At 70.5% G+C, this 20,400-nt stretch carries 12 protein-coding genes; 8 read left to right on the forward strand and 4 right to left on the reverse strand.

Translation table 11 applies throughout. The annotated features are described in order from the left end of the window. Positions 1 to 50 precede the first annotated feature (50 nt). The 3 genes from ACQF4J_RS16050 to ACQF4J_RS16060 all read left to right on the forward strand — a co-directional run bounded on the left by ACQF4J_RS16050 (position 51) and on the right by ACQF4J_RS16060 (position 4,637). A complete protein-coding gene (locus ACQF4J_RS16050) occupies positions 51 to 2,072 on the forward strand; it encodes a M4 family metallopeptidase (protein WP_351802898.1) in 2,022 nt (673 codons plus the stop codon). 306 nt (positions 2,073 to 2,378) lie between these two features. Next, positions 2,379 to 4,049 (forward strand): M4 family metallopeptidase, encoded by a 1,671-nt coding sequence (locus ACQF4J_RS16055; protein ID WP_351584275.1) that lies wholly within the window; start codon positions 2,379 to 2,381, stop codon positions 4,047 to 4,049. A gap of 69 nt (positions 4,050 to 4,118) precedes the next feature. Further along, positions 4,119 to 4,637 (forward strand): DUF1990 domain-containing protein, encoded by a 519-nt coding sequence (locus ACQF4J_RS16060; RefSeq protein WP_351585020.1) that lies wholly within the window; start codon positions 4,119 to 4,121, stop codon positions 4,635 to 4,637. Between the two features lie 67 nt (positions 4,638 to 4,704). On the opposite strand, the gene ACQF4J_RS16065 is transcribed toward ACQF4J_RS16060, so the two are convergent. Then, positions 4,705 to 7,323, reverse strand: coding sequence for a glycosyltransferase family 1 protein (locus ACQF4J_RS16065; protein WP_351585018.1), 2,619 nt, complete (start codon positions 7,321 to 7,323; stop codon positions 4,705 to 4,707). A gap of 260 nt (positions 7,324 to 7,583) precedes the next feature. Here ACQF4J_RS16065 and ACQF4J_RS16070 point away from each other — a divergent pair, with 260 nt between their 5' ends. The 5 genes from ACQF4J_RS16070 (at position 7,584) to glgB (ending at position 17,152) form a co-directional block, all read left to right on the forward strand. Continuing rightward, positions 7,584 to 8,783 carry a S8 family peptidase gene (locus ACQF4J_RS16070; protein ID WP_427165894.1) on the forward strand — a complete coding sequence of 400 codons (1,200 nt, stop codon included), beginning with the start codon at positions 7,584 to 7,586 and terminating at the stop codon, positions 8,781 to 8,783. A 226-nt stretch (positions 8,784 to 9,009) separates the two neighbouring features. Next, complete coding sequence (locus ACQF4J_RS16075; protein WP_427165895.1) at positions 9,010 to 11,061, forward strand: alpha-1,4-glucan--maltose-1-phosphate maltosyltransferase; 2,052 nt, start codon at positions 9,010 to 9,012, stop codon at positions 11,059 to 11,061. Then, positions 11,058 to 12,758, forward strand: coding sequence for a maltose alpha-D-glucosyltransferase (gene treS, locus ACQF4J_RS16080; protein ID WP_427165897.1), 1,701 nt, complete (start codon positions 11,058 to 11,060; stop codon positions 12,756 to 12,758). Before ACQF4J_RS16075 ends, treS begins: the two co-directional genes overlap by 4 nt. A 96-nt stretch (positions 12,759 to 12,854) precedes the next feature. Next, positions 12,855 to 14,243, forward strand: coding sequence for a maltokinase N-terminal cap-like domain-containing protein (locus ACQF4J_RS16085; RefSeq protein ID WP_351561600.1), 1,389 nt, complete (start codon positions 12,855 to 12,857; stop codon positions 14,241 to 14,243). A 32-nt stretch (positions 14,244 to 14,275) separates the two neighbouring features. Then, a complete protein-coding gene (gene glgB / locus ACQF4J_RS16090) occupies positions 14,276 to 17,152 on the forward strand; it encodes a 1,4-alpha-glucan branching enzyme (protein WP_427165899.1) in 2,877 nt (958 codons plus the stop codon). Between the two features lie 64 nt (positions 17,153 to 17,216). On the opposite strand, the gene ACQF4J_RS16095 is transcribed toward glgB, so the two are convergent. From ACQF4J_RS16095 to ACQF4J_RS16105, 3 genes are all read right to left on the reverse strand, one after another. Further along, a complete protein-coding gene (locus ACQF4J_RS16095) occupies positions 17,217 to 19,433 on the reverse strand; it encodes a HelD family protein (protein WP_351561640.1) in 2,217 nt (738 codons plus the stop codon). Between the two features lie 155 nt (positions 19,434 to 19,588). Continuing rightward, complete coding sequence (locus ACQF4J_RS16100; RefSeq protein ID WP_427165901.1) at positions 19,589 to 19,921, reverse strand: thioredoxin family protein; 333 nt, start codon at positions 19,919 to 19,921, stop codon at positions 19,589 to 19,591. Next, the gene (locus ACQF4J_RS16105) at positions 19,918 to 20,304 is read right to left on the reverse strand and encodes a MerR family transcriptional regulator (protein ID WP_351561591.1); all 387 of its coding nucleotides are present in this window, start codon (positions 20,302 to 20,304) and stop codon (positions 19,918 to 19,920) included. The genes ACQF4J_RS16100 and ACQF4J_RS16105 overlap by 4 nt, the downstream gene beginning before the upstream one ends. Between the last annotated feature and the right edge of the window lie 96 nt (positions 20,305 to 20,400).

Genomic DNA, 20,400 nt, shown 5'->3' on the forward strand with positions numbered 1-20,400 from the left:
CCGGATCTCCCCTGGTCGCGCGATCCGCGGCCACGCAGAAGGAGTCAGTGTTGAGAAGCAGTTCCTCTCGCAGACGCACCTCCCACACCCTCGCCATAGCCGGCGTCACCGCCCTGCTCGCCGCGGCCGTCCAGACGGGCGCCGCCTCCGCCGCCCCGGCCCAGGCCTCCGCCAAGGGCAACCCGGCCCACGCGGCCGTCAAGCTCTCCCCCTCGCAGCGCGCCGAGCTGCTGCGCGACGCCGACGCGGCCCGCGCCCGGACGGCCCGTGACATCGGCCTCGGGTCGAAGGAGAAGCTGGTCGTCCGCGACGTCGTCAAGGACGCCGACGGCACCCTGCACACCCGCTACGAGCGCACCTACGCGGGCCTGCCCGTCCTCGGCGGCGACCTCGTCGTCGACACCGCCAAGTCGGGTGCCACGCAGCGCGTCATCAAGGCGACGAACGCGACCGTCAAGGTCTCGGACGTCACCCCGGACATCACCAAGGCGGCCGCCGAGAAGCAGGCCGTGAGCCGCGCGAAGGCCCTCGGCGGCACCAAGGCCACCGCCGACAGCGCCCGCAAGGTGATCTGGGCGGCGAGCGGCAGGCCCGTCCTCGCCTACGAGACGGTCATCGGCGGCTTCCAGGACGACGGCACCCCGAACCAGCTGCACGTCATCACCGACGCCGCCACCGGCAAGAAGCTCTACGAGTACCAGGGCATCGAGAACGCCACCGGCACCGGCAACACCCAGTACAGCGGCACGGTCTCGCTGACCACGACGCAGTCGGGCTCGAACTACAACCTGACCGACGGCGACCGCGGCAACCACAAGACGTACAACCTGAACCACGGCACGTCCGGCACCGGCACGCTGTTCTCGCAGACCAGCAACACCTGGGGCAACGGCACCACGTCGAACGCGGCCACCGCGGGCGCGGACGCCCACTACGGCGCGGCGGTCACCTGGGACTTCTACAAGAACACGTTCGGCCGCTCCGGCATCAAGAACAACGGCGTCGGCGCCTACTCCCGCGTCCACTACGGCAACTCGTACGTGAACGCCTTCTGGGACGACAGCTGCTTCTGCATGACCTACGGCGACGGCTCCGGCAACGCGGACCCGCTGACGTCCCTGGACGTCGCCGGCCACGAGATGAGCCACGGCGTCACCTCCAACACCGCGGGCCTGAACTACTCGGGCGAGTCCGGCGGTCTGAACGAGGCGACCTCCGACATCTTCGGCACGGGTGTGGAGTTCTACGCCGCCAACTCCTCCGACGTCGGCGACTACCTCATCGGCGAGAAGATCGACATCAACGGCGACGGCACCCCGCTGCGCTACATGGACAAGCCCAGCAAGGACGGCGCGTCCAAGGACAGCTGGTACTCCGGCCTCGGCGGTCTGGACGTGCACTACTCGTCCGGTCCCGCCAACCACTTCTTCTACCTGCTGAGCGAGGGCAGCGGCGCCAAGGTCATCAACGGCGTCAGCTACAACTCGCCGACCGCGGACGGGCTGCCGGTCACCGGCATCGGCCGCGACAAGGCCCTGCAGATCTGGTACCGGGCGCTGACCACCAAGTTCACGTCCACCACCAACTACGCCTCCGCGCGCACCGGCACCCTCGCGGCGGCCGGTGAGCTCTACGGCACCACCTCCGCCGAGTACAAGGCGGTGCAGGACGCTTGGGCGGCCATAGCGGTCGGTTCGCGCTCCGGCGGCGGTGGCGGTACCGGGACGTCGTACGAGAGCTCGACCGTGGTGTCGATTCCGGACAACGGCCCCGCCGTCACCTCGTCGATCACGGTCTCCGGGCGGACCGGAAACGCACCGTCCAACTTGCAGGTCACGCCGAACATCACTCACACCTGGCGCGGCGACCTGGTGATCGATCTGATCGGTCCGTCGGGCACCGCCTACCGGCTGAAGAACTTCAGCTCCTCCGACTCGGCGGACAACGTGACGGACACCTACACGGTGAACGCCTCCACCGAATCAGCCAATGGCACCTGGAAGTTGCGGGTCCAGGACCAGGCCGCACAGGACACGGGCAAGATCAACAGCTGGAAGATCACCTTCCCGTAGGCGACGGGCCGCAGAGGCCTCCAGCCCCGAATTCAGGGCGCCGCCCCGGTGGTTCGACTCCCCGGGGCGGCGCCCCCTTTTTGCCGTCGCGTTACACCTCCAAGGTTGGCCCTTTACGCGCCCCAACCCGGTTTACATGCCTGCAATGTTCACCCGGCCGACGCTTTTCGGCCAACATCACTTGGGGGGACTGACATGTACGCGCCCGGATGTCACTCTTCCTCACAACCGCCGCACAACTTCACAGCAACCCGCAACCCGGCAGCCCCACGCCGGGCGAGGACTCCCCCACCACAAGGAGCTTGTGTGACCCCCCTCTACGCGCGTCACAAGCGCTCGACTCTGGCCATCGCCACCGCCGTCGCGGCCGGAGCCCTGCTCACCACCGGTCTGACCACCGGTTCCGCGGCCGCCGCCCCCACCATGGCGGACGCCGCGACCGCGGCCCGCCCGGCGGCCGCCCCCACCGCGCTCTCTGCCGCGACCCGCGTCTCGCTGATCAAGAAGGCGCAGGCGGACGTCGCCGAGACGGCGCAGAAGATAGGCCTGGGCGCCAAGGAGAAGCTGGTCGTCAAGGACGTCGTGAAGGACGCCGACGGCACCACCCACACCCGCTACGAGCGCACCTACGCGGGCCTGCCGGTCCTCGGCGGCGACCTCGTCGTCCACACCTCGAAGGCCGGCAAGACCGAGGGCGTGACCAGAGCCGTGAAGGCCGCCATCAAGGTCGCCTCCCTCAAGGCGCAGGTCAGCCCCGTCAAGGCCGAGAAGCAGGCGGTCAGCGCCGCCAAGACGCTCGGCTCGACCAAGTCCGCGGCCGACGGCGCCCGCAAGGTGATCTGGGCCGGCTCGGGCAAGCCCGTCCTCGCCTACGAGACGATCGTGGGCGGCTTCCAGGACGACGGCACCCCGAACCAGCTGCACGTCATCACCGACGCCGCCACCGGCAAGAAGCTCTTCGAGTACCAGGGCATCGAGAACGCCACCGGCACCGGCAAGACGCTGTACTCGGGCACCGTCAGCCTCACCACCACCCTGTCGGGCTCGACGTACCAGCTGTACGACACCACGCGCGGCGGCCACAAGACGTACAACCTGAAGCACAGCAGCTCCTCGGGCACCGGCACGCTGTTCACCGACGCGGACAACGTGTGGGGCACCGGCGCCGCCTCCAGCTCCACCACCGACCAGACGGCGGCCGCCGACGCCGCCTACGGCGCGCAGGAGACCTGGGACTTCTACAAGGCCACGTTCGGCCGCTCCGGCATCAAGAACAACGGTGTCGGCGCCTACTCCCGCGTCCACTACGGCAGCAGCTACGTCAACGCCTTCTGGGACGACAGCTGCTTCTGCATGACCTACGGCGACGGCTCCGGCAACACCCACCCGCTGACGTCCCTGGACGTCGCCGGCCACGAGATGAGCCACGGCGTCACCTCCAACACCGCGGGCCTGAACTACTCGGGCGAGTCCGGCGGTCTGAACGAGGCGACCTCCGACATCTTCGGCACGGGTGTGGAGTTCTACGCCGCCAACTCCTCCGACGTCGGTGACTACCTCATCGGCGAGAAGATCGACATCAACGGCGACGGCAGCCCGCTGCGCTACATGGACAAGCCCAGCAAGGACGGCGGTTCGGCGGACTACTGGTCCTCCTCCGTCGGCAACCTGGACGTCCACTACTCCTCGGGTGTGGCGAACCACTTCTTCTACCTGCTGAGCGAGGGCAGCGGCAGCAAGACGATCAACGGCGTCAGCTACAACTCGCCGACGTCCAACGGCTCCACGGTCACCGGCATCGGCCGCGCCAAGGCGCTGCAGATCTGGTACAAGGCGCTGACGACGTACTTCACGTCGACGACGAACTACAAGTCGGCCCGCACCGGCACGCTGAGCGCGGCGGCGGCGCTCTACGGCTCCGGCAGCACGGAGTACAACGCGGTGGCGGCGGCCTGGTCCGCGGTCAACGTGAGCTGACCCGAGGGGGGTTGGCGGGCGGCACCCGGGGAGAGGGCTTCCCCGGGTGCCGCCCTACTCTTGTGTCCCATGCCCCCGAGCGACTTCACGTACGACGACATCGGCGCGACCCGGCGCGGCGGGTTCTGCCCGCCGGGCTTCCACCAGCTGCATGTGCGTTCGCGCATCGGCGAGGGCGAGAAGGTCTTCCGCCGGGCCTCCGAGGCGGTGCTGACCTGGAAGATGCACCGCGAGATGGGCGTCGGCATCGAGGCGGGCGCGGACCGCGCCGCCGCCGACGTCGACGTCACGGTCACCCTCGCCGGGATGATCAAGGCCCCGTGCCGGATCGTCTACACGGTCGAGGAACCCCGCCGCGCCGGCTGGGCGTACGGCACGCTGGCCGGGCATCCGGAGTGCGGCGAGGAGGCGTTCGTCGTGGAGCGGACGGGCGACGGCACGGTGTGGCTGACGGTGTCGGCGTTCAGCCGCCCGGCCAAGTGGTACGCGCGGGCGGGCGGGGCCGCCACCCGCGGCCTGCAGAACGCGTACGCGCGGCGCTGCGGGAAGGTGCTGCGCAGGATGTGCGCCGACCTCGCGGAGTGGTGACGGCCCCCGCGGCCCGAACCGGGCGGGACGGCCCTACGACCGCACCCCCGCCCGGCACCCCGGACCGCTAGCGCATCAGCACCCCCGCTCCCTCACCGGTCTCCTCGCTCGGCACCGCCACCAGTCCCAGCTCCGCGCCGGAGGCCAGCAGCCGGTGCGTCGGCAGGATGCGGACGGTGTAGCCGTAGGGGCCGGTGCGGTCGAGGGAGAGGGGACCCTCGTAGACCCAGCGGCCGTCCAGGTCCGGGCCGCCCGCCGGTTTCAGCGGGACCGCCTCGGCGTCCGCGATGCGGTCCTGGCTGTCGACCCGGCCCGACACGGCCTGCACCTCCACGTCGTCCGGGCCGAGGTCGCCGAGGCCGACCCGCACCCGCAGGGCGAGCGTCGTGCCCAGTTCCGCGGTCGCCGTGGTGGCCGACGTCTCCACGTGGTCGACCTTCACCTCGTGCCAGGCGGCCCGCACCCGCCCCTTCCAGGCGGCGAGTTCACGCGCGGAGTCGGGGTCCATGGCGCGGTGGGCCTGCGCGGCCGGGGTGTAGAGGCGCTCCACGTACTCGCGCACCATGCGGCCGGCCAGCACCTTCGGGCCGAGAAGGGTCAGGGTCTGGCGGACCATCTCGATCCAGCGGTCGGGCAGTCCGTGCTGGCCGCGCTCGTAGAAGCGGGGTGCCACCCGCTGCTCCAGCAGGTCGTACAGCGCCGCCGCCTCTATGTCGTCTCGCCGGTCCGGGTCGGTACCCACGCCGTCCGCCGTGGGGATCGCCCAGCCGAAGTCGGGCTGGAACCACTCGTCCCACCAGCCGTCCAGGACGGAGAGGTTGAGGCAGCCGTTGAGGGCCGCCTTCATACCGGACGTGCCGCAGGCCTCCAAGGGGCGCAGCGGGTTGTTCAGCCAGATGTCGCAGCCCGGGTAGAGCTTCTGCGCCATCGCCATGCCGTAGTCGGGCAGGAAGACGATGCGGTGGCGGACCCGGGGGTCGTCGGCGAACCGGACCAGTTCCTGGACCAGGCGCTTGCCGCCGTCGTCCGCCGGGTGCGCCTTGCCCGCCACCACGATCTGCAGGGGCCGCTCCGGGTGCAGGAGCAGCTCCATCAGCCGGTCGCGGTCGCGGAGCATGAGCGTCAGGCGCTTGTACGACGGAACGCGGCGGGCGAAGCCGATGGTGAGGACGTCGGGGTCCAGCACCCCGTCGATCCACCCCAGCTCGGCCGTTCCGGCGCCGCGCTGCCGCCACGACGCGCGCAACCGCGCGCGCACCTCGTCGACCAGCTGCTCGCGCAGATTGCGGCGCAGCTCCCAGATGTCCTGGTCGGGGATGTCCGCGACGGCGTCCCAGCGGTCGGAGGCGCCGACGGTCAGCGCGTCCTCGGTGCGCTGGGCGCCGATCTGCCGGGCGCCGAGCCGGAAGACCTCGGGGGCGACCCAGGTGGGGGCGTGCACGCCGTTGGTGACGGAGGTGATCGGCACCTCGTCGGGGTCGAATCCCGGCCAGAGTCCGGAGAACATCTCCCGGCTGACGTGACCGTGCAGCAGCGAGACGCCGTTGGCGCGCTGGCCCAGGCGCAGACCCATCACGGCCATGTTGAACAGGTTGGGTTCGCCGCCGGGATAGGTCTCCATGCCGAGCCGGAGAACGCGCTCGACGTCGATGCTCGGCAACTCGGCGTCGGGGCCGAAGTGGTGGGCGACGAGCTCGCGGTCGAAGCGGTCGATGCCGGCCGGGACGGGCGTGTGGGTGGTGAAGACGGTCCCGGCCCGCACCGCCTCCAGCGCGGAGTCGAAGTCGAGCCCCTGGGCGCAGAGTTCGGCGATGCGTTCCAGGCCGAGGAAGCCCGCGTGCCCCTCGTTGGTGTGGAACACCTCCGGCTCCGGGTGCCCGGTCAGCCGGCAGTACGTCCGCACCGCCCGCACCCCTCCTATACCCAGCAGCATCTCCTGCAGCAGCCGGTGCTCGCTGCCGCCGCCGTAGAGCCGGTCGGTCACCCCGCGCTCGCCGAGGTCGTTCTCCTCGACGTCCGAGTCGAGCATGAGCAGCGGCACGCGGCCGACCTGGGCGAGCCAGATCCGGGCGTGCAGCCGCCGGCCGCCGGGCAGGGCGAGGGAGACCTGGGCGGGGGTGCCGTCGGGCTCGTTCAGCAGGGCCACCGGCAGCTCGTTGGGGTCGAGGACCGGGTAGTGCTCCTGCTGCCAGCCGTCGCGGGAGAGGGACTGCCGGAAGTAGCCGTGCCGGTAGAGCAGGCCCACGCCGATCAGCGGGACGCCGAGGTCGCTGGCCGCCTTGAGGTGGTCGCCGGCCAGGATGCCGAGGCCGCCGGAGTACTGGGGCAGGGCGGCCGTGATGCCGAACTCGGGTGAGAAGTAGGCGACGGCGGCCGGGAGTCCGCCGGTCTGCGCCTGGTACCAGCGCTCGCCGGTCACATAGTCGTTGAGGTCGTCCACGACCGCCGTCAGCCGGCGCAGGAACCGGCGGTCCTCGGCCAGCTCCGCGAGCCGCGCCGGCGATACGCTGCCGAGCAGCCGTACGGGATCGCCCTCAGAGGCGGCCCAGCGCTCGGGGTCGACGGACTGGAAGAGGTCGCGGGTCTCCGCATGCCAGGACCAGCGCAGATTGCGCGCGAGATCGCTGAGCGGCCGCAGGGGGTCGGGGAGAACGGGCCGGACGGTGAAACGACGGATAGCCTTCACTTTCCCACCTCGACGCTTGTGCTGTGCGGACGCACAACGCTGTGCGTCTCGTCGTCAACGACGACGTTATCGGTGCGAGGGGCTTCACAACCACGGCGCGTCCAAGAGGGCGGCACTGTCGTACACAGTCCGGAAACCACCGCAACCCTCGCCGGTCCCCCATGGCCGACATGGCCGATTCACCCCCTGGGCCCTCTTGTGGGGCTTCACACCGCACGAGAGGCTGCCGAGGGGGAGTCAAAGGGAGGGGAACAACGACCATGGCACGGACGCGAAGCAGACGTCTGCGCCGGGCAGCGGGCCTGACCGCGGTGGCCTGTGCCGCCGCGCTCTCGGCCGCCACCCTGCCCGCGCACGCGGCACCCGAGGGGCGGATACTCGGCGCCGGCCGGCCCGGCTCCGTCAGCGGCAGTTACCTGGTGACGCTCAAGGGGGGAACGAAGGCTCCGACGTCGGCCGGAAAGGGCATCGCCGAGAAGTACGGTGCGCGAATAAGCCACACCTACGGCTCCGTCCTCAACGGCTACGCGATCAGAGCCGAAGCGAGACAGGCCGCTCGCCTCGCGGCCGACCCGCGCGTCGCCTCGGTGGCCCAGGACACCCGGGTCGCCGTCGACCGCACCCAGCGCAACCCGCCGTCCTGGGGCCTGGACCGCATCGACCAGCCGGTCGCACCGCTGGACGGGAGGTACACCTGGCCCTCGTCCGCCGGCGCCGGGGTGACCGTCTACGTGATCGACACCGGCATCCGGATCACCCACAAGGACTTCGGCGGGCGCGCGAGCTACGGCTGGGACTTCGTCGGAAACGACAGGACCGCCTCCGACGGCAACGGCCACGGCACACATGTCGCCGGGACCATCGCCGGCACGACGTACGGGGTGGCCAAGAAGGCGAAGCTGGTCGCCGTAAGGGTCCTCGACAACTCGGGAACCGGTACGACGTCGCAGGTCATCGCGGGTATCGACTGGGTGACCCGACACGCCGGGAAGCCGGCGGTGGCCAACCTCAGCCTGGGTACCGCGCACAACGCCCAGCTCGACGCGGCCGTGCGCAACTCCATCGCCTCCGGCGTCACCTACGCCGTCGCCGCCGGGAACGACGGCCTGCCGGCCGACCTGTACTCCCCGGCGGACGTCAGGGAGGCCATCACGGTCGGCGCGACCGACCGCGCGGACGCCCGGGCGGGCTTCTCCGACTACGGCTCCGCCGTCGATCTGTTCGCTCCCGGGGTGTCGATCACCTCGGCCTGGGGTACTAGCGACACCGCGAAGGCGACCTTCTCGGGCACCTCGATGGCGACCCCGCACGTGACGGGTGCCGCCGCGCTGTACCTGGCCGGCCACTCGAAGGCCACGCCGGCGCAGGTCGCCCGCGCCCTGTTCCGACTGTCGGTCTCCGGGGTAACCGGACGGGGACCCGGTTCGCCGGACGAACTGCTGCAGGTGCCGTCTTCTTAGGAACTACGTAGGAACTTCGTGGGAACTTGGCCCAGAGACGGCCCCGTTCGTTCACGAACGGGGCCAGTCTTGTGTGTAGACAAACGCGTGAGTAGTTAACAAAGTGCCGGAATGCTCACCCGAACAGGGTGGGAAGGCTCCTCCGGTACCTTTCACGACAGAAGCCACGCAGGACCCCCTCCCCACAGCCAACCGGCCACCCACGTTGACGCGGACAGGAGCGGTCATGCCCGCCACGCACCACTCGTCAGCACCCCCGACACCCAGCGCCGAGACGCCCTGCGCCCCGCCGGTCACCGCCGGCGTCGGACGCATCCCCGTCCTCGACGTCCGCCCGGTCGTCCAGAACGGCCGCCTCCCCGCCAAGGCGGTCACCGGCGAGTCGTTCGAGATCTCGGCCACCGTTTTCCGTGAGGGCCACGACGCCGTCGCCGCCAACGTCGTCCTCACCGACCCCGAGGGCCGACCCGGCCCCTGGACGCCGATGCGCGAGCTGGCCCCCGGCACGGACCGCTGGGGCGCCACCGTCACCGCCGGAGAACCCGGTCACTGGACGTACACCGTGGAGGCCTGGGGCGACCCGATCACCACCTGGCGCCACCACGCCCAGATCAAGATCCCGGCCGGCATGGACACCGAGCTGGTTCTGGAGGAGGGGGCACGCCTGTACGAACGGGCGGCCGCCGACGCACCTCCGCAGACGGGCGACATCGTGCTGGCCGCGGCCGCCGCCCTGCGCGACGAGTCACGCCCGGCGGCCGCCCGTCTGGCGGCGGCGTTGACGCCGGAGGTGGATGCGGTGCTGGCGGCGCATCCGTTGCGGGAGCTGGTGACGGCCTCGGAGACGCTGGCGCTGCTGGTGGAGCGGGAGCGGGCGTTGTACGGCGCCTGGTACGAGTTCTTCCCGCGTTCGGAGGGCACCGCCGAGGAGCCGCACGGCAGTTTCCGCAGCGCCGCCCGGCGGCTGCCGGCGATCGCGGCGATGGGCTTCGACGTGCTCTACCTGCCGCCGGTCCATCCGATCGGCACGACGTTCCGCAAGGGCCGCAACAACACCCTCACCCCCGGCCCCGAGGACGTCGGGGTGCCGTGGGCGATCGGCTCGCCCGAGGGCGGCCACGACAGCGTCCACCCGCGGCTGGGCACGATGGAGGACTTCACCTGGTTCGTGGACCAGGCCCGCGCCCAGGGCCTGGAGATCGCCCTGGACTTCGCCCTGCAGTGCTCCCCGGACCATCCATGGGTGCACAAGCACCCCGAGTGGTTCCATCACCGGCCCGACGGCACCATCGCCTACGCCGAGAACCCGCCGAAGAAGTACCAGGACATCTACCCCATCGCCTTCGACGCCGACATGGACGGCCTGGTCGCCGAGACACTGCGGGTGCTGCGGGTGTGGATGGCGGCGGGGGTGCGGATCTTCCGGGTGGACAACCCGCACACCAAGCCGGTGGTGTTCTGGCAGCGGGTGATCGCCGAGATCAACGCCGCCGACCCGGACGTGATCTTCCTGGCCGAGGCGTTCACCCGCCCGGCGATGATGCGCACCCTGGCCCAGATCGGCTTCCAGCAGTCCTACACCTACTTCACCTGGCGCACCTCCAAGCAGGAGCTGACCGACTACCTCACGGAACTGTCGACGGAGACGGCGGCGTACATGCGGCCGAACTTCTTCGTCAACACCCCCGACATCCTGCACGAGTACCTCCAGCGCGGCGGCCGGCCCGCCTTCGAGGTCCGCGCCGTCCTGGCCGCGACCCTCTCGCCGACCTGGGGCGTGTACTCCGGCTACGAGCTGTGCGAGAACGTCCCGCTGCGCGAGGGCAGCGAGGAGTACCTCGACTCGGAGAAGTACCAGCTCAAACCACGCGACTGGGAAGCCGCCGAACGCCAGGGCCGCACCATCACCCCCCTGATCACCAAACTCAACACCATCCGGCGGGCGAACCCCGCCCTCCGCCAACTGCGCGACCTCCACTTCCACGATGTGGACAAGGACGCGGTGATCGCGTATTCGAAGCGGAGCGGGTCGAACACTGTTCTGGTCGTCGCCAACCTCGACCCCCACCACACCCAGGAGGCCACGGTCTCGTTGGACATGCCGCAACTCGGCCTCGACTGGCACGAGTCGGTGCCGGTGCGCGACGAGCTCACCGGCGAGACCTATCACTGGGGCAGGGCGAATTACGTACGCCTCGAACCGGGCACTCGTCCCGCGCACGTGTTCACCGTCCTGCGACCGTCCACCCCGCAGATCGGAGGGTCACCCACAATATGATCGTCAACGAACCCGTCCCGGACACGTTCGAGGACACCCCCGCCAAGGACAGGGACCCGGAGTGGTTCAAGCGCGCGGTCTTCTACGAGGTCCTCGTCCGCTCCTTCCAGGACAGCAACGGCGACGGCGTCGGCGACCTCAAGGGCCTGACCGCGAAACTCGACTACCTGCAGTGGCTGGGCGTCGACTGCCTGTGGCTGCCGCCCTTCTTCCAGTCACCGCTGCGTGACGGCGGATACGACGTCTCCGACTACACGGCCGTCCTGCCGGAGTTCGGCGACCTCGCCGACTTCGTCGAGTTCGTCGACGCCGCCCACCAGCGCGGCATGCGGGTCATCATCGACTTCGTCATGAACCACACCAGCGACCAGCACCCGTGGTTCCAGGAGTCCCGCCGCGATCCCGACGGCCCGTACGGCGACTACTACATGTGGGCCGACGACGACAAGCAGTACGCGGACGCCCGGATCATCTTCGTCGACACCGAGGCCTCCAACTGGACCTTCGACCCGGTCCGCAAGCAGTACTTCTTCCATCGCTTCTTCTCCCACCAGCCGGACCTCAACTACGAGAACCCGGCCGTGCAGGAGGAGATGATCTCGGCGCTGCGGTTCTGGCTGGACCTGGGCATCGACGGCTTCCGCCTCGACGCCGTGCCCTACCTCTACGCCGAGGAGGGCACGAACTGCGAAAACCTTCCGGCGACCCATGAGTTCCTCAAACGCGTCCGCAAGGAGATCGACGCCCAGTACCCGGACACGGTGATCCTCGCGGAGGCCAACCAGTGGCCCGAGGACGTCGTCGACTACTTCGGCGACTACGAGTCCGGCGGCGACGAGTGCCACATGGCGTTCCACTTCCCCGTCATGCCGCGCATCTTCATGGCCGTCCGGCGGGAGTCGCGCTATCCGGTCTCGGAGATCCTCGCCAAGACGCCCGCGATCCCGTCGAACTGCCAGTGGGGCATCTTCCTGCGCAACCACGACGAGCTGACCCTGGAGATGGTCACCGACGAGGAACGCGACTACATGTGGGCCGAGTACGCCAAGGACCCACGGATGCGCGCCAACATCGGCATCCGCCGGCGCCTGGCCACCCTCCTCGACAACGACCGCAACCAGATCGAACTGTTCACCGCCCTGCTGCTGTCCCTGCCCGGCTCGCCGATCCTGTACTACGGCGACGAGATCGGCATGGGCGACAACATCTGGCTCGGCGACCGCGACGCCGTCCGCACCCCGATGCAGTGGACACCGGACCGTAACGCGGGTTTTTCCTCCTGTGACCCCGGGCGGCTGTTCCTGCCGACCATCATGGACCCCGTCTACGGCTACCAGGTCACCAACGTCGAGGCGTCGATGTCGTCGCCCTCCTCACTGCTGCACTGGACCCGCCGCATGATCGAGATCCGCAAGCAGAACCCTGCCTTCGGCCTCGGGTCCTACACGGAGCTCCAGTCGTCGAACCCGGCGGTACTGGCATTCCTGCGGGAGTACGAGGACGATCTGGTGCTGTGCGTGCACAACTTCTCCCGGTTCGCGCAGCCCACCGAGCTGGATCTGCGGATCTTCAACGGCCGGCATCCGGTGGAGCTCTTCGGCGGGGTGCGCTTTCCCGCCATCGGTGAGCTGCCGTACTTGCTGACCCTGGCGGGCCACGGCTTCTACTGGTTCCGGCTCCGCAAGGAGCCGGCGTAGAGCCAGGCAGAACCCCGGGTGGGGCGGTTTCCTCCGTCCCACCCGGGGCACGCATACGTAACACCCCGCCCACCCCGGGGAAAGGAATGTGACGTTATGGCGGAAACGGTCACACTTTCCGGCAAGACCAGTCCCGGCCTGCTGGAATCCCTGGATCCACTGCTCAGGGAATGGCTGCCGCGGCAGCGCTGGTTCGCGGGCAAGGGACGCCCGGTCACCGGATTCTCGCTGGTCGAGGCCACCGAGCTGTTGCCGGCCGGCGGCAAGCTGGGCCTGTACCACCTGCTGGTGCGCGCCCATCAGCCGCTCACCCTGGGCGCCGAGCCGCACCCCGGTGACTGTTACCAGCTGTTGATAGGCGTGCGCGAGGCGCTGCCGCCCCGGCTGGCGCCCGCGCTGATCGGACACGTGGAGGACGGCCCGCTCGCCGGCCGGACGGTCTACGAGGCCCTGTACGACGGCCGGTCCGCCGAGGTGCTCCTGGAGGCCATGCGCTCCGAGGCCCGCATCGGCGGGCTGCGCTTCGAGCGCGAGGCCGGCCGGGAGATCCGCTCCGGACTCGTCCCGCGCGTGGTGACCGCCGAGCAGTCGAACTCCTCCGTCATCTATGGAGATACGTTCATTCTGAAGCTGTTGCGCCGGGTGGTGCCCGGCGTCAACCCCGATCTGGAGCTGCCGCTGGCCCTGGCCCGCGAGGGCTGCCCCCGGGTGCCGGCGCCGACGGCGTGGGTGCGGGCGGAGCTGGGCGGTGAGCCGTACGTGCTCGGCGTGCTGCAGCCCTTCCTGCAGGGTGCCTCGGACGGCTGGGAGCTGGCGCTGCGCGAGCTCGCCAAGGGTGAGGACTTCGGCAGCGAGGCCCGGGAGCTGGGCCGCGCCACTGCCGAGGTGCACACGGCCCTGGCCCGTGCCCTGCCGACAGTCACGCTCGGGCACACCCAGATGCGGCTGCTGGCCGACGGCATGATCGAGCGCCTCGACGTGGCCGCGCAGTCGGTGCCCGCACTGCGGCCCTACGCGCCCGCGCTGCGCACGGCGTTCACCGCGCTGGCCGACCTGGCCGCCGAGGGCAGTACCTGGACCGCGCAGCGCATCCACGGGGACCTGCACCTCGGGCAGTGTCTGCGCTCGCCGAGCGGTCAGTGGTGGCTGATCGACTTCGAGGGAGAGCCGTCGAAACCGCTGGCGGAGCGGCGGATGCCGCAGCCGACGGAGCGGGACGTGGCGGGCATGCTGCGGTCCTTCGACTACGCGGCCCACTCCGCCGAACGGCCCGACGAGGGCTGGGCCGAGACCTGCCGGGCCGCCTTCTGCACCGGATACGCGGAGGTCAGCGGCCAGGATCCACGCACCGACCCGGTGCTGCTGCGAGCATACGAAACGGACAAGGCGATATACGAGGTGCTCTACGAGGCCCGCCACCGCCCCGAGTGGCTGTCCGTCCCGATGGCGGCGATCGAGCACTACGCCGCGTCCGACCTGTACTGAACCGACCGACCCTCGCCGAGGAGGCGCCGCCCGTGACCCCCCGCCCCACGTCCAGCGGTTCGGATCCGAAGACTCCGAAGAAGACGGCCGAGGAGAGGGCCGTGAAGGCCGCGAAAGCAGTGAAGAAGGTGGCGGAGAAGGCTGTCGCGCCGAAGAAGGCGCCGGCCGCCAGGAAGACGGCCGAGAAGCCCACGCCCGAGAAGGCGGTCACCAAGAAGGCGGTCACCAAGAAGGCGGTGGCCCAAAAGGCCGTGACCAAGAAGGCCGTGACCAAGAAGGCGGTGGCCAAGGAGGCCGTGGCTGAGAAGGCTGTGGCCAAGAAGGCGACGCCCGAGAAGGCCGTGGCGCGGAAGGCCGCGGCGGGCGAGGGCACGGCGAAGAAGGCCGCCGCGAAGAAGAGCCCGGCGAAGAAGGCGGTGGCGAAGAAGGCCCCCGGCCAGGAGCCGGTCGCCGACCAGGCCGCCGCGCAGGAGGCCGTCGCCGACCAGGCCGCCGCGCAGGAGGCCGTCGCCGCGAAGGCCGTCACGACCAAGGCTGCCGCGAAGAAGGCGACCACCGCGGGGAAGATCACGCCGGCACCGGCCGCCGCGAAGAAGGCGGCTCCGGCGAAGGCCGCCGCCAAGAAGGCCCCGGCCAGGAAGGCCGCCGCGAAGAGGGCCGCACCCGAGACGACCTCCGTCGGTACCACTGCCGGCTCGCCGACCCCCGCTCCCGCGCCGGAGGTCTCCGCCGCTCTGGACGCCGGGGAGCGCGAGCGGCTGCTCGCCGGTACGCATCACGACCCGCACACCGTTCTCGGCGCCCACCTCGTCCCCGGCGGTGTCGCCTTCCGCGTCTTCCGGCCGTACGCGCTGGCCGTGACCGTCGTCGCGGGCGAGCTGCGGGCGGAGCTGAACGACGACGGGGACGGGTTCTTCTCCGGGCTGCTGCCATTGGCCGAGGTTCCGGCCTACCGGCTCCTGGTGACGTACGAGGGCACCGTCCAGGACACCGAGGACGCCTACGCGTTCCTGCCGACGCTCGGCGAGCTGGACCTGCACCTGATCGGGGAGGGCCGGCACGAGCAGCTGTGGACCGTGCTGGGCGCTCACCCGATGACCCACCAGGGCGTGGCCGGCACCCGGTTCTCGGTGTGGGCGCCGAACGCGCGCGGAGTGCACGTGGCCGGCACCTTCAACTTCTGGGACGGCACCGGCCACCCGATGCGCTCCCTGGGCTCCTCCGGCGTCTGGGAACTGTTCCTGCCCGAGGTCGGCGAGGGCGAGCTGTACAAGTTCCAGATCACCCGCCCCGACGGTTCGAAGACCCTGCGCGCCGACCCGCTGGCCCGCCGCACCCAGGCCCCGCCGGACACGTCGTCGATCGTGACCGCCTCCCACCACGAGTGGCAGGACGAGGAGTGGCTCTCCCGGCGCGCGGAACTCCCCGCCCACAAGGCACCCTTCTCGGTCTACGAGGTCCATCTGCCGTCCTGGCGACCGAGCCTGACCTACCGTCAGCTCGCCGAGCAGCTGCCCGCGTACGTCAGGGACCTCGGCTTCACCCATGTGGAGCTGATGCCGATCGCCGAGCACCCCTTCGGAGGCTCCTGGGGCTACCAGGTCACCGGCTTCTACGCCCCCACGGCCCGCCTCGGCACCCCGGACGACTTCCGGTATCTGGTAGACGCGCTCCACCAGGCCGGCATCGGTGTCCTGATGGACTGGGTTCCGGCCCACTTCCCGCGCGACGACTGGGCGTTGGCCGAGTTCGACGGACGTCCGCTGTACGAGCACGAGGACCCGTTGCGGTCGGCGCACCCCGACTGGGGCACCCTGGAGTTCGACTACGGCCGCCGCGAGGTCCGCAACTTCCTGGTGGCGAACGCCGTCTACTGGTGCGAGGAGTTCCATATCGACGGCCTGCGGGTCGACGCGGTGGCCTCCATGCTGTACCTGGACTACTCGCGCGAGCCGGGACAGTGGGTCCCGAACGAGCACGGCGGCCGGGAGAACCTGGACGCGGTGGCGTTCCTGCAGGAGATGAACGCGACGGTGTACCGGCGGGTGCCCGGCGTGGTGACCATCGCCGAGGAGTCCACCGCCTGGGACGGCGTCACGCGGGCCACGCACCACCGCGGCCCGGGCGGCTTCGGGGGCCTGGGCTTCGGCCTGAAGTGGAACATGGGCTGGATGCACGACTCGCTCGACTACATGAGCCACGAGCCGGTCTACCGCAAGTACCACCACAACGAGATGACGTTCTCGATGGTGTACGCCTACAGCGAGAACTACGTGCTGCCGATCTCGCACGACGAGGTCGTCCACGGCAAGCGGTCACTGGTGTCGAAGATGCCCGGCGACTGGTGGCAGCAGCGTGCCAACCTGCGTGCCTACCTGGCCTTCATGTGGGCCCACCCGGGCAAGCAACTCCTCTTCATGGGGCAGGAGTTCGCGCAGGGAGCGGAGTGGTCGGAGGCGCACGGCCCCGACTGGTGGCTGCTCGACCCGGGCTACGGCGCCCAGGCCGACCACCGCGGGGTGCAGGACCTGGTCCGCGACCTCAACACCGTCTACCGGCACACCCCGGCGCTGTGGCAGCAGGACATCGACCCGGCGGGCTTCGAGTGGATCGTGGGCGACGCGGCCGAGGACAACGTCTTCGCGTTCCTGCGGTTCGCCGCCGACGGGAGTCCCCTGCTGGCCGTCTCCAACCTCTCCCCCGTCGTCCGGCAGGACTACCGGCTGGGCGCCCCCGACGACGTACCGGCCTGGCACGAGTACCTCAACACGGACATCGGCAAGTACGGCGGCGGCGGTGTCACCAACGCGGACGTCATCAAGCCCGAACCGCAGGGCTGGCACGGCCGCCCGGCAAGCATCCGGCTGACCCTCCCGCCGCTCGCCACCATCTGGCTGCGGCCGGCCTGACCGCGGGGCACCGACGCGCCTCGCCCGGGTGCGAGCACCCACGCACCCGGGCGAGGCGCGTCACTCAGGTGGTGACCAGCGCCTTCGGCAGTCGTCCGGTGTGCAGGACGCCCAGGCGCTGGGTGGCTCGGGTCAGTGCCACGTACAGGTCGCTCGTGCCGTACAGCCCCGGCTCCACCACCAGGACGGAGTCGAATTCCAGTCCCTTGGCCTGCCGCGGGTCGAGGAGTACGACGGTCTTCGTCAGGTCGGGCTCGGCGCCCGCCGTCACCCCCTCCAGCCGCGCGGCGAGCCTGCGGTGCAGGTGGCGTGGGGCGATGACGGCGAGCCGGCCCTCCTCGGGGGTCAGTTCCTTCACCGCCCCGGCGACCGCGCCGGGCAGGTCGTCGGTGGCGCGCACCCAGGGCCGTACACCGGTGGAACGGACCGAGCTCGGCGGCTCGAAGCCGGGGTTCTCGGCGCGGACCACGGCCGCCGCGAGCTCCATGATCTCGGCGGGGGTGCGGTAGTTGACGCCCAGGCGGGTGTGCTCCCAGCGGTCCTCGACGTACGGCTGGAGGATCCGCTGCCAGGAGCCGACGCCCGCCGCCTCCGCGGTCTGGGCGGGGTCGCCGACCAGGGTCATCGAGCGGGTCGGGCTGCGGCGCATCAGCAGCCGCCAGGCCATCGGGGACAGCTCCTGCGCCTCGTCGACGATGATGTGCCCGAACGCCCAGGTCCGGTCGGCGGCCGCGCGCTCGGCGGCGCTGCGGTGGTCGTCCTCCTCCTGGCGCTCGGCGAACCGCTCGGCGTCGATGATGTCGTGCGCGGACAGGACCTCGGAGTCCTCCTCGTCCTTGTCGTCGAACTCGTAGGTGCGGGAGGCGTAGGAGACGTCCAGCACGCCCTGCGCGTAGGCGACCTGGGTCTCGCGTTCGCGTTCCGCGCGCGCCCGCGCGAGCCGCTCGTCCACGCCGAGCAGTTCGGCCGCCTCGTCCAGCAGCGGCACGTCCGCGACGGTCCACTCGCGGGTCACCGGGCGTCGCACGGCGGCGGCGTCCTCGTCCGGGAGGTAGCCCACGGGGTCGGCGAGGAAGTCGGCGACCAGGCGCCGCGGGGTCAGCCGCGGCCAGAGCTGGTCGACGGCGGCCCAGACCTCGGGGTTCTCGGCGAGTTCGTCGCGGATCTGGGTGATGTCGGCCGCGTCCAGGAGGCTGCCGCCGTCGTAGGGGTCGGTGCCGACGCGTTCGGCGTACAGCTCGGTGAGGGTGTTGAGGATGTGGCCCTCGAAGTGCTCGCGGGCCACGTTGTGCGGCAGCCGCGCGGCCCGGGTCTTGTCGCGGGCGACCTTCACCAGGCCGTCGTCGAGCATCAGCACCTCCCGGTCGTGCTCGATCGTGATCACCGGGTCGGGCAGCGACTGCCAGTCGCGTACGACCTCGGCGAGCACGTCCGCCATGTCGGCGCGGCCCTTCACGGCGGCCGCCTCGCGGGAGTCGGCGGCCGTCGCCTTCACGCCGGGGAACAGCTCCCCGACCGTGGCGAGCAGCACGCCCGTCTCACCGAGGGAGGGCAGCACCTCGCCGATGTAGCCGAGGAAGGCGGGGTTGGGTCCGACGATGAGGACGGCCCGCTTGGAGAGCAGTTCCCGGTGCTCGTAGAGGAGGTAGGCGGCCCGGTGCAGGGCGACGGCCGTCTTGCCGGTGCCGGGGCCGCCCTCGACGACCAGCACCCCGCGGTGCGGCGCCCGGATGATCTCGTCCTGCTCGGCCTGGATGGTCTGCACGATGTCGTGCATCCGGCCCGTGCGGGCGGCGTCGAGCGCGGCGAGCAGCACGGCGTCGCCGGTCGGGTCCTCGTGGCCGGTGCGCTCCCGGTCGCCGAGGTCGAGGATCTCGTCGTGCAGGGCGGTGACCGTGCGGCCGCTGGTGGTGATGTGCCGGCGCCTGCGCAGGCCCATCGGGGTGTGGCCGGTGGCCAGGTAGAAGGGGCGGGCGACCTCGGCCCGCCAGTCGATGAGGATCGGCGTGCGCTCGGTGTCGTCCGTGCGCAGGCCGATCCGGCCGATGTGGTGTTTCGTGCCGGAGGTGAGATCGATCCGGCCGAAGCAGAGCGAGCCGTCGACGGCGTTCAGCGCGGCGAGCAGCCCCGACCGCTCGGCGACCAGGATGTCCCGTTCGAGCCGGGCCTGCATGGGCGTGTTGCCCTGGGCGAGCGCGTCCGTGACACCGGCCTCGGTGCCTGCGCGCAGGGCGTCCACGCGGGCGTACAGGGTGTCGATGAATTCCTGCTCACCGCGAATTTCATCGCTGTTTGACAATTCCACTCCCGCGCCGATATACTGTGCCTACTGAACTTCTTTGCGACCGAAATGCCACGAAGTCGCGAACCATTGAATATACGCAAAGAAATCCCCCGGGCGCAATTGCCCGGGGGATTTCTTCTTATGCCGTCAGGTCAGAGGGCTTCCTCGATCTCCGCCAGGAGCCGCCGCTTGGGCCGCGCCCCCACCATCGACCGCACCGGCTCACCGTCCCGGAACACCATGAAGGTCGGCATGGACAGCACCTTGTAGGCGTTCGTCGTCTCCGGGTTGGTGTCCACGTCCAGCTGGACCACCTTCAGCCGCTCGCCCTCCTCCGCGGCGAGGGCGCTGAGCACCGGCCCCATCTGCCGGCACGGCGGGCACCAGTCGGTGGTGAACTCCACCAGCACCGGCAATGCCGAACCGATGACCTCCTTCGGGAAATCCGCGTCGGTCACCTCGGAAACACCAGCAGCCCTGATCACAATCCCTGCCCTCCCAGTTCGCACAACGGTGGCTCTGCGTCGAACGAGGCCAGCCGCACCCCGATCTGCGCCCGGACCGCCTGCAGCTCGCCGATCAGCTCGTCGAGTTCGGCCAGCTTGCGCCGGTAGACCGCGAGCGAGGCCGGGCAGGAGTCGCCCTCCGGGTGACCCGCGCGCAGACACTCCACGAAGGGCCGGGTCTCCTCGAGGTCGAAGCCGAAGTCCTGGAGCGTCCTGATCTGCCGCAGCAGCCTCAGGTCGTTCTCGTCGTACGTCCGGTGTCCCAGCTCGTCGCGCCGCGCGGACAGCAGCCCGCGCGACTCGTAGTACCTGAGCGCTCGCGTCGTGGTCCCGGCCCGCGCGGCCAGCTCGCCGATTCGCATGACCACGACGGTAGGCGTTGCCCCCGACGTCAAGGCAAGGCCTGTCGGAGGCGACGGGCCCGTTTTCGGGTCCGCCGCCTCGTCCCCCGGCCCTGA

The sequence above is a fragment of the Streptomyces sp. C1-1 genome (assembly GCF_050214755.1).
Taxonomy (GTDB): Bacteria; Actinomycetota; Actinomycetes; order Streptomycetales; family Streptomycetaceae; genus Streptomyces.

Bases quoted from the DNA above. Each gene is read 5' to 3' on its own strand.
- ACQF4J_RS16060 (WP_351585020.1), top strand. From the start codon at position 4,119: ATGCCCCCGAGCGACTTCACGTACGACGACATCGGCGCGACCCGGCGC.
- ACQF4J_RS16070 (WP_427165894.1), top strand. From the start codon at position 7,584: ATGGCACGGACGCGAAGCAGACGTCTGCGCCGGGCAGCGGGCCTGACC.
- ACQF4J_RS16075 (WP_427165895.1), top strand. From the start codon at position 9,010: ATGCCCGCCACGCACCACTCGTCAGCACCCCCGACACCCAGCGCCGAG.
- treS (WP_427165897.1), top strand. From the start codon at position 11,058: ATGATCGTCAACGAACCCGTCCCGGACACGTTCGAGGACACCCCCGCC.
- ACQF4J_RS16085 (WP_351561600.1), top strand. From the start codon at position 12,855: ATGGCGGAAACGGTCACACTTTCCGGCAAGACCAGTCCCGGCCTGCTG.
- ACQF4J_RS16105 (WP_351561591.1), bottom strand. From the start codon at position 20,304: ATGCGAATCGGCGAGCTGGCCGCGCGGGCCGGGACCACGACGCGAGCG.